Consider the following 7,952-nt stretch of genomic DNA (forward strand, 5'->3'; position numbering starts at 1 on the left):
ATCAAGCGCTAGCCGAAACCCAGCCTCCCCAACTTACGGAAGAACCCAGCTCTCGGATTAAATCGGCAATGCAGTCGCCGGTGTTAAATTGCCGCCAACCGCTTGGTCAGCGACGGTCGCCTTCGACTGCCCAGGTGTGATTTTCCAATATCCACGCCGGTACTGGGCGGCCGTCGGCGTCGCGGGAGGGTTCGTAGCGGAAGCGCTGCTGGATCAGGCGGCAGGTGGCATCGTCGAGCGAGTGGTAGCCGCTCGACCGCGTGACACGGCAGTCGCCGACGCGACCGTTTGTTTGCACCAGGAACCTGACGGAGACGGTGCCTTCGAATCCGGTTTCGGCGAGATCGCGAATGTCGGCGGGGAAATCGCCGTCGGTGATGCGGCCCTTACGCTGGATCGGCGGAGTCTCGTCGCCGCCGTCTCCATCGCCATCACCCCAGCCGCCTGACCCGGTTCCGTCGCCGATGCCGCCGGCGCCGGTACCCGGACCGACGCGCGGCGCTGCCCCCTGCGTCGCCTGATTACCCTGGAACGCCTTGGTCGCGACGACGATCGGGGGCGGCGGCACGGGAATGACAACGACCGGCTTGGGCGCAACGACCTGCGTCGCCTTTGAGCGGATGTTGGGCGGGGCGGCACGGCCCTCGGCGCGCTTGCTGACCTTTGGTCGCGGCACGGTCTTGGGGCGCGGCGGGGGCGGGGGTGGCGCGAGGTCGAACAATCGCAAGCCCTCGTCGACGCGCTGCCGTATCGCCTGGCCGGCGAGCCCGTTCAGCAGCGCCCAGCCGAGTGCTGCCGTGACCCCGAGCGCGGCGGCGGCGGCGCCGAGGCGTTCCTGTGGAGGCTGCGCGTACATGCCGGCCGATGTAGGAAGCGGTGGCTGAACCGCGAGTGGCTGGCGATGATCGAGATCGCCGAAACGACGCGAGCGTCACGCTCAGTCGGCGTCTGCGCCTGCTGGTGATGCGTTCACCCAGCTACGTATGCCCGGCGGAGTTCCGGCGCGCAGTTAATCGCCTTCACGGCAGATAAGAGCGGTGCGTCGGGGGCGATCGTCCGGCGGCCACGGCCACCATGTCAGGTCACGAGCGGCGTGATCGCCCGCGGAATAGATGCGAGACCCCGCCAACAACACTTGCCCCAAGCGCAACAATGCTGGCGATTGCGCACGCCGCCCAGCCGTGTAGCCCCGCGAAGCTTGGATCGCCGTTCGCGGCGCGCAGGCCGATCACCGCACTCGCCCAGCCAGCGACGACCAGTGCGGCAAGCACCCACCACAACATGCGCCGACCAAGCGGCGCCGCGGTGCCGAGTACGAAGGGTGACAAGGCGGGCAGCGCGGTCGCCGCGAACCGCAGCCCCGTATCTGCCCCGTTGCCGGTCGCGGCGACAAGCACGACCCCGCACGCCATTGCAAGCACGCCGCCCGCAATGAGGAAGCGTCCGCGGGTCATGTCGTCGCGCGTCATCGCCGCTTGTTCATTCGCATCTGCTGCTGCTTGCCAAAGCGGGTCTTGCGGGTGCCGGGCTTGCCTTCGTTCGAGCGGCCCATGATCGGTGCCTTCTGTTCGTGGACGGGCAGGCCGAGTTCCTCCTGCTCCAGCTGGCGAATCTCGTCGCGCAGGCGACCGGCTTCCTCGAACTCGAGGTCGGACGCGGCCTTGCGCATCTTCTTCTCTAATTCCTCGATATACGCGCGTAGATTATGGCCGACCATATGCGGGCGGTCCTCGTCGATTTCGACCGTGACCTGATCACCCTGGCTGACGTGCGCGATGATGTCGCCGATGTTGCGGCGAATCGTCGTCGGCGTGATGCCGTGTTCGAGATTATACGCTTCCTGCTTCTCGCGGCGGCGCTGCGTCTCGTTCATCGCACGCTCCATCGAGCCGGTGATCCGGTCTGCGTAGAGGATCACACGTCCGTCGACGTTGCGCGCCGCGCGGCCGATTGTCTGGATGAGTGACGTTTCGGAGCGCAGGAAGCCTTCCTTGTCAGCGTCGAGGATCGCGACCAGCCCGCACTCGGGAATGTCCAACCCCTCGCGCAGCAGGTTGATGCCGATCAGCACGTCGTAGACGCCGAGCCGCAGATCGCGGATCAGCTCGATACGCTCCAGCGTCTCGACGTCGGAGTGCATGTAGCGGACCTTGATCCCCGCCTCGTGCATATACTCGGTCAAATCCTCCGCCATCCGCTTGGTCAGCGTGGTGACGAGCGTGCGGTAACCGAGTTCGGTCGTCTTGCGCGCCTCGACGATCAGGTCTTGGACCTGCTCCTCGACCGGCTTGATCTCGATCGGCGGATCGATCAGGCCGGTGGGGCGGATCACCTGTTCGGCGAAGACACCGGCCGACTGCTCCATCTCCCACGTGCCGGGCGTCGCCGACACGCAGACGGTCTGCGGGCGCATCGCGTCCCATTCGTTGAAGCGTAGTGGGCGATTGTCGATCGCCGACGGCAGGCGGAAACCGTATTCGGCGAGCGTGATCTTGCGTCGGTGGTCGCCGCGCGACATGCCATTGATCTGGCCGATCGTCTGGTGACTCTCGTCGACAAACAGCATCGCATTCTCGGGCAGATATTCGAACAGCGTCGGCGGCGGCTCGCCCGGCAGACGGCCGGTCAGGAAGCGGCTGTAATTCTCGATCCCGTTGCACGAACCGGTGGCGGCGATCATTTCGAGGTCGAAGTTGGTGCGCTGTTCCAGCCGCTGCCGCTCCAGCAGCTTGCCCTCGATCTCCAGTTCCTTAAGCCGTTCGGTCAGTTCGTGACGGATCGCGTCGGCGGCCTGCTTCATTGTCGGGCCGGGCGTGACATAATGCGAATTGGCGTAAATGCGAATCGAGTTGAGGCTGGCCGATTTCTTGCCGGTTAGCGGATCGAACTCGACGATCTCCTCGATCTCGTCACCGAAGAACGACACGCGCCACGCGCTGTCCTCATAGTGCGAGGGGAAGATTTCGAGATTGTCGCCCTTGACGCGAAAATTGCCGCGCTGGAACGCGGCGTCGTTGCGCTTGTACTGCAGCGCGACGAGCTTGCGGATGATCTCGCGCTGATCGGCGCTTTGACCCTTTTTCAGGTCGAAGATCATCGCCGAATAGGTCTCGACCGAACCGATCCCGTAGAGGCACGAAACCGAGGCGACGATCAGCACGTCGTCGCGTTCCAAGAGCGAGCGGGTGGCCGAGTGGCGCATCCGGTCGATGGCCTCGTTCACCGAGCTTTCCTTCTCGATGTAAGTGTCCGACCGCGGCACGTACGCCTCGGGCTGATAGTAATCGTAGTAGCTGACGAAATACTCGACCGCATTCTCGGGAAAGAACGACTTGAACTCGCCGTAGAGCTGCGCCGCGAGGATTTTGTTGGGCGCGAGAATCAGCGCGGGGCGCTGCATCTCCTCGATCACCTTGGCCATCGTGAAGGTCTTGCCCGAGCCGGTGACGCCCAGCAGCACCTGATCCTTCTCGCCTGCGCGCGCGGCCTCGACGAGGTCGCGGATCGCGGTCGGCTGGTCGCCCGAGGGTTGATAGTCGCTGACGAGCTTGAACGGGCGACCCCCTTCGACCTTTGGCGGGCGTTGCGGGCGGTGCGGGACGAAATCGTCGCCCGTTTCGGGTTCGGCCAGGCTGGTGCGGATCTGGATCGACATATGTTCACGATATGGGCGCTAGGTGGCGCGGCGTGAAGGAGCTTGCCGCCAGACAAGCTGCGCTTGGTTGACCCCGCTCGTGGCGCCCCATATTGCGCAGCGTTCGCAATCAGATTGACAGGCTTAAGGCCGTGCCGTCCGGGCGCGGTTTGAGGAAGAACAGGCATGACCGACGTCCGCGCACCCGAGACCATTCCCGAGAGCAAGGCATTCGCCAGCGTCAAGGTGAATTGGGTCCGCCATTGGAACGAGCATCTGTTCAGCTTCGCCGTCGAGCGGCCGGCGAGCCTGCGCTTCCGTTCGGGCGAGTTCGTGATGATCGGGTTGCCGGGCGAGGAAGTCGACGGGGTGGCGGGCAAGCCGATCATGCGCGCTTATTCGGTCGCGAGCCAGCATTACGCCGAGGAGCTGGAATTCCTGTCGATCAAGGTCGAGAACGGCCCGCTGACTGGGCGGCTGCAGCAGATCGTACCGGGCGACGAAATATATCTGGGGCGCAAACCCACGGGTACGCTGGTGACCGACGCGCTGTTGCCGGGCAAGCGGCTGTTCATGCTGTCGACGGGCACCGGCCTTGCGCCGTTCCTGAGCCTGGCGCGCGACCCCGACGTTTACACGATGTTCGACCAGGTCGTGGTGGTCCATTCGGTCCGCCGTGTCAGCGATCTGGCGTATCACGACGAGCTGGCGGCGCGGCTGGCGGACGATCCGCTGGTGGCGGACGAGGCGGCGACGCAGTTCCACTATATTCCGACCGTCACGCGCGAGCCGTTCCACACCACCGGACGCATCGACGCGCTGATGGAGAATGGCACGATGTTCGGTGATCCGATCACCGGCGACAAGTGCTTCAACCCCGAGACCGACCGTATCATGATGTGCGGGTCGATGGACATGATCCGCGACACCGCGAAGACGCTGGAGACGCTGGGCTTCGTCGAGGGATCGAACGCAGCGCCCGGCACCTACGTGATTGAGCGCGCCTTCGTTGGCTGAGCGGGCGGCGGCGCGTCAGAACAGATCAAGCGCCGCCACGTCCTCGGCCGACAGGTCGATGCCGAACATCATGCTCAAGCGCATGCGGTAGACGCGCGGGTCGGTGATCTCGGCGGCGCTGTCGGTGCTGGCGGCGCGGCGGCGATAGTCGCGGTCGGTCAGCGTCGCGAAGCCGTGCGGCAGGATAATCGACACGATCGTCGCATTCGTGAAGCGGCTGGTCGGCGAGCTCGACGACCACCAATTACCCATCGCCAGGTCGCTGTCGTGAACCTCGTCCAGCGTGAAGCTGTACTGACGCTGCCATCCCGGACCGATGCCGCGCCCGTCGGTGGTTGCAGGATCGCCGTCGCGCGACAGCACCCAGCCGTGCTCCGCGTCGCGCGCGAGCATGAAGCGCGCGCCGTCGGGTGCCTCCGCTGTCTCACCGTCCGCCAGCCGCATGACGGGCGCGTAGCTGCCGCCGAAGCCGGGGTCGGCAATCCACTGCTCGCCCGCAATTGTCACCAAGGACAGCGTGTGGGTGAGCGGCGGTACTGCGGTCGCACCAAGCCAGACGCGCGCGAGCAGCGGACGCGCGGTGAAGCCGGCAGCATCCAGCGCGTCGAGGAACAGCCGGTTGTGCTCGAAGCAATAGCCGCCGCGCCGTGCGGTCACCAGTTTCGCAAACACCGACGCGGAGTCGATCGCGATCTCGCGCCCCAGCCGCACGTCGAGATTCTCGAACGGGATTGCGAGCCGGTGCGCGCGCTGCACCCGCGCCAGCCCTTCCGCGTCGTTGGTCGGGCGCGCGGGCAGGTCGATGCGGGCGAGATAGGCGTCGAGGTCGAACATGGACCGTCCGTGACCGATCGTGCGCGCGGGGGCAAGGTTCGCGATCCCTCTAGGCATCCGACACGGTGCGGCTATGGTCGCGGGCAGAAGAGGGGAAACTTCATGCGCCTGATCCACCTGCTGGCAGCGGCCGGCACGCTTGCCGCGACGCCGGCGCTCGCCGACCCCGATTATGCCGCGGCGGTTCGCGCCGACTATAAGCGCGACTTGGGCGCGATGTGGGACGACTTTCACCGCAACCCCGAACTGTCGTTTCGCGAGACACGTACCGCGGCGAAAATGGCGGCGGCACTGCGCGCGGTGCCGGGCATGACGGTGACCGAGAAGGTCGGGCAGACCGGCGTCGTTGGCGTGCTGAAGAACGGTGCTGGGCCGGTCGTGCTGCTGCGTGCCGACATGGACGGGTTGCCGGTCGAGGAGAAGTCGGGCCTTCCCAACGCCAGCCACGCGCGGCAGGTCGGCGTCGACGGGGTCGAGGCGCCGGTGATGCACGCCTGTGGGCACGACACGCACATCACCGCGATGGTCGCGACCGCGCGGCGGCTGGCGGCGCTGCGCGATCGCTGGTCCGGCACGGTCGTGTTCGTCGTCCAGCCCGCCGAGGAGCGGGTCGGGGGCGCAAAGGCGATGATCGCCGACGGTCTGTTCACGCGCTTTCCCAAGCCCGATTACGCGCTCGCCTTTCACGTCGCAGCGGGCATGGAGGCGGGGACCGTGTCCGCGTCCGATGGCATTCAATATTCCTCGTCCGACTCGGTCAACATCGACGTGCCCGGCATCGGCGCGCATGGCGCCAGCCCGAACGAGGGCAAGGACCCGGTCTATATGGCGTCGCAACTCGTCATCGCGCTACAGGGGCTGGTCAGCCGCGAGCGCGCGCCGCTCGACCCCGGCGTCATCACGGTCGGCTCGTTCCACGCTGGCCTCAAGCACAACATCATTTCCGACATGGCGAAGCTGCAGGTCACGGTGCGCGCGAACAACGAGGCGGAGCGCGCCAGGCTGCTGGCCGGCATCAAGCGCGTCGCCTACGGCATTGGCGTGATGAACGGCATGCCGAAAGACAAGATGCCGGTCGTGACCGTCAGCGAGGGCACGCCGACGACGATCAACGATGCGGCACTCGCGCGGCGGTTGAACGCGGTGATGGCCGAAGCGCTGGGTGCGAAGAACGTGCCTGCGTTTCACCAGGATGGCATGGGCGCGGAGGATTTCGCCTATTACGTCCAGCCCGACACCGGCGTGAAAGGCTATTATTTCGCGGTCGGCGGGTCGACGCGCGCGGAGATCGACGCGGCGGCGCGCGGTGGGCCGAGGATCGGTTCGCACCACTCGCCCGAGTTCCGCATCGCGCCCGAGCCTGCGATCACCACCGGCGCAATCGCGATGACCGCGGCGGTGCTCGACCTGACGAAGCCGGGCGCGGCGCGCGTGGGAACCGGATCGTGAAAATGCGCCTGCTCCTGCTTGCGGCCGCGCTGCCGCTCTCGGCGTGCAGCGGTGACATCGACCTGACTAACGCCTCGATCGCGGAAGTCGCCGACGCGACGGCGAGCCTAGAGAAGCCCGAGGCGGGGCAGTGGCGCACCGACACGCGCGTCGTCAGTTTCGACGCAGGCGCGGACAAGACGCCCGCTGCCGCTGCGATCCGCGATCAGGTGGGCGACACCGCAACCACGGAGGCGTGCCTGACCGAGGAGGAAGCGGGCAAGCCGCTGTTCGGCGATCTGTCGACGGCCGCGGGGGCGAACTGCCGTTTCCGCCGCTTCGCGCTGACGGGCGAGCAGCTCAACGCCGAGATGGCGTGCCGCAATGCGAGCGGGGAAACGCTGACCGTCAGCCAGAAAGGACGCTATTCCGCCAGCGCGGTCGACCTGACCGCGATGGTGCGGCGCGGCGGGATCGCGGCACAGGCGGGTGGCATGGTGACGCGGATTGTCGCCAGGCGCACGGGTGACTGCGCGGAGGAGTGACCGCGTTCGGCGAGGCGGGCAGCGCCTCCAACCCTTGATCGTTCTAGGGCAGGACGCGGCTGGTGGCGGGTGGCGCGTCGTCGAGGCGGATCGCGACGCGATTGCTCTTGTCGGGCTTGCCGCGGAATAGCCTCTTCACGCCGCCGACCACGTCGCTGGCGAGTTGCCCTGCGCTGGTCGACTCGCCCGGGTTCTCGCAGCAGCTATCGGCCGAGATGAGCTTCTGGATGCCGCGGACGAGCGCCACGCCGGGTCCGACCACGTCGACGCCGGTCTGGCACCCGCCCGAGCGAGCAGCGCACGGCGTTCCTTCCGCGTTCAACGCGCCGCGGCCAGTCAGATAGCCGTTGATGGGCACGGGCCGGTTCGAGACTGCCTCTTGCGGCAACGGCAGTGTCTGCGAGGGTAGGGCATTGGCGCAGACGACGATGTCGTCGCCCTGATGCCGGGTGCATCGCTCGTCGGGGACAGGGACCAGGATCGACATACGCTCG

The 7,952-nt window shown here is 66.6% G+C and carries 8 protein-coding genes; 3 read left to right on the forward strand and 5 right to left on the reverse strand.

The features are described from left to right. Positions 1–106: 106 nt before the first annotated feature. The 3 genes from QZ847_RS15295 to uvrB all read right to left on the reverse strand — a co-directional run bounded on the left by QZ847_RS15295 (position 107) and on the right by uvrB (position 3,655). The gene (locus QZ847_RS15295) at positions 107–856 is read right to left on the reverse strand and encodes an energy transducer TonB (RefSeq protein ID WP_294191250.1); all 750 of its coding nucleotides are present in this window, start codon (positions 854–856) and stop codon (positions 107–109) included. A gap of 226 nt (positions 857–1,082) precedes the next feature. Further along, a complete protein-coding gene (locus QZ847_RS15300; RefSeq protein WP_294191249.1) occupies positions 1,083–1,469 on the reverse strand; it encodes a hypothetical protein in 387 nt (128 codons plus the stop codon). Further along, the gene (uvrB, locus tag QZ847_RS15305) at positions 1,466–3,655 is read right to left on the reverse strand and encodes an excinuclease ABC subunit UvrB (protein ID WP_294358101.1); all 2,190 of its coding nucleotides are present in this window, start codon (positions 3,653–3,655) and stop codon (positions 1,466–1,468) included. Before uvrB ends, QZ847_RS15300 begins: the two co-directional genes overlap by 4 nt. Positions 3,656–3,820: 165 nt before the next feature. Here uvrB and QZ847_RS15310 point away from each other — a divergent pair, with 165 nt between their 5' ends. After that, positions 3,821–4,651, forward strand: a complete 831-nt coding sequence (locus tag QZ847_RS15310; RefSeq protein WP_294191155.1) for a ferredoxin--NADP reductase — start codon at positions 3,821–3,823, stop codon at positions 4,649–4,651. Between the two features lie 15 nt (positions 4,652–4,666). Here QZ847_RS15310 and QZ847_RS15315 read toward each other — a convergent pair whose 3' ends face one another. Next, positions 4,667–5,485 (reverse strand): arylamine N-acetyltransferase, encoded by an 819-nt coding sequence (locus QZ847_RS15315; RefSeq protein WP_294191154.1) that lies wholly within the window; start codon positions 5,483–5,485, stop codon positions 4,667–4,669. 9 nt (positions 5,486–5,494) lie between these two features. On the opposite strand from QZ847_RS15315, the gene QZ847_RS15320 reads away from it, so the two are divergent. Then, entirely contained in the window at positions 5,495–6,934 is a 1,440-nt protein-coding gene (locus QZ847_RS15320) for an amidohydrolase (protein ID WP_294358104.1), read from the forward strand. A 2-nt stretch (positions 6,935–6,936) separates the two neighbouring features. Further along, positions 6,937–7,458 carry a DUF3617 family protein gene (locus QZ847_RS15325; RefSeq protein WP_294358110.1) on the forward strand — a complete coding sequence of 174 codons (522 nt, stop codon included), beginning with the start codon at positions 6,937–6,939 and terminating at the stop codon, positions 7,456–7,458. A 43-nt stretch (positions 7,459–7,501) separates the two neighbouring features. On the opposite strand, the gene QZ847_RS15330 is transcribed toward QZ847_RS15325, so the two are convergent. After that, a partial coding sequence (locus QZ847_RS15330; RefSeq protein WP_294358107.1) for a hypothetical protein occupies positions 7,502–7,952 on the reverse strand: 451 nt, incomplete at its 5' end.

This window comes from uncultured Sphingomonas sp. (assembly GCF_913778135.1).
Taxonomy (GTDB): Bacteria; Pseudomonadota; Alphaproteobacteria; order Sphingomonadales; family Sphingomonadaceae; genus Sphingomonas.

What these genes read in the sequence shown, in the direction of transcription:
- QZ847_RS15325 (WP_294358110.1), top strand. Translation starts at nt 6,937, where the DNA reads ATGCGCCTGCTCCTGCTTGCGGCCGCGCTGCCGCTCTCGGCGTGCAGC.
- QZ847_RS15315 (WP_294191154.1), bottom strand. Translation starts at nt 5,485, where the DNA reads ATGTTCGACCTCGACGCCTATCTCGCCCGCATCGACCTGCCCGCGCGC.
- QZ847_RS15310 (WP_294191155.1), top strand. Translation starts at nt 3,821, where the DNA reads ATGACCGACGTCCGCGCACCCGAGACCATTCCCGAGAGCAAGGCATTC.
- uvrB (WP_294358101.1), bottom strand. Translation starts at nt 3,655, where the DNA reads ATGTCGATCCAGATCCGCACCAGCCTGGCCGAACCCGAAACGGGCGAC.
- QZ847_RS15300 (WP_294191249.1), bottom strand. Translation starts at nt 1,469, where the DNA reads ATGACGCGCGACGACATGACCCGCGGACGCTTCCTCATTGCGGGCGGC.
- QZ847_RS15295 (WP_294191250.1), bottom strand. Translation starts at nt 856, where the DNA reads ATGTACGCGCAGCCTCCACAGGAACGCCTCGGCGCCGCCGCCGCCGCG.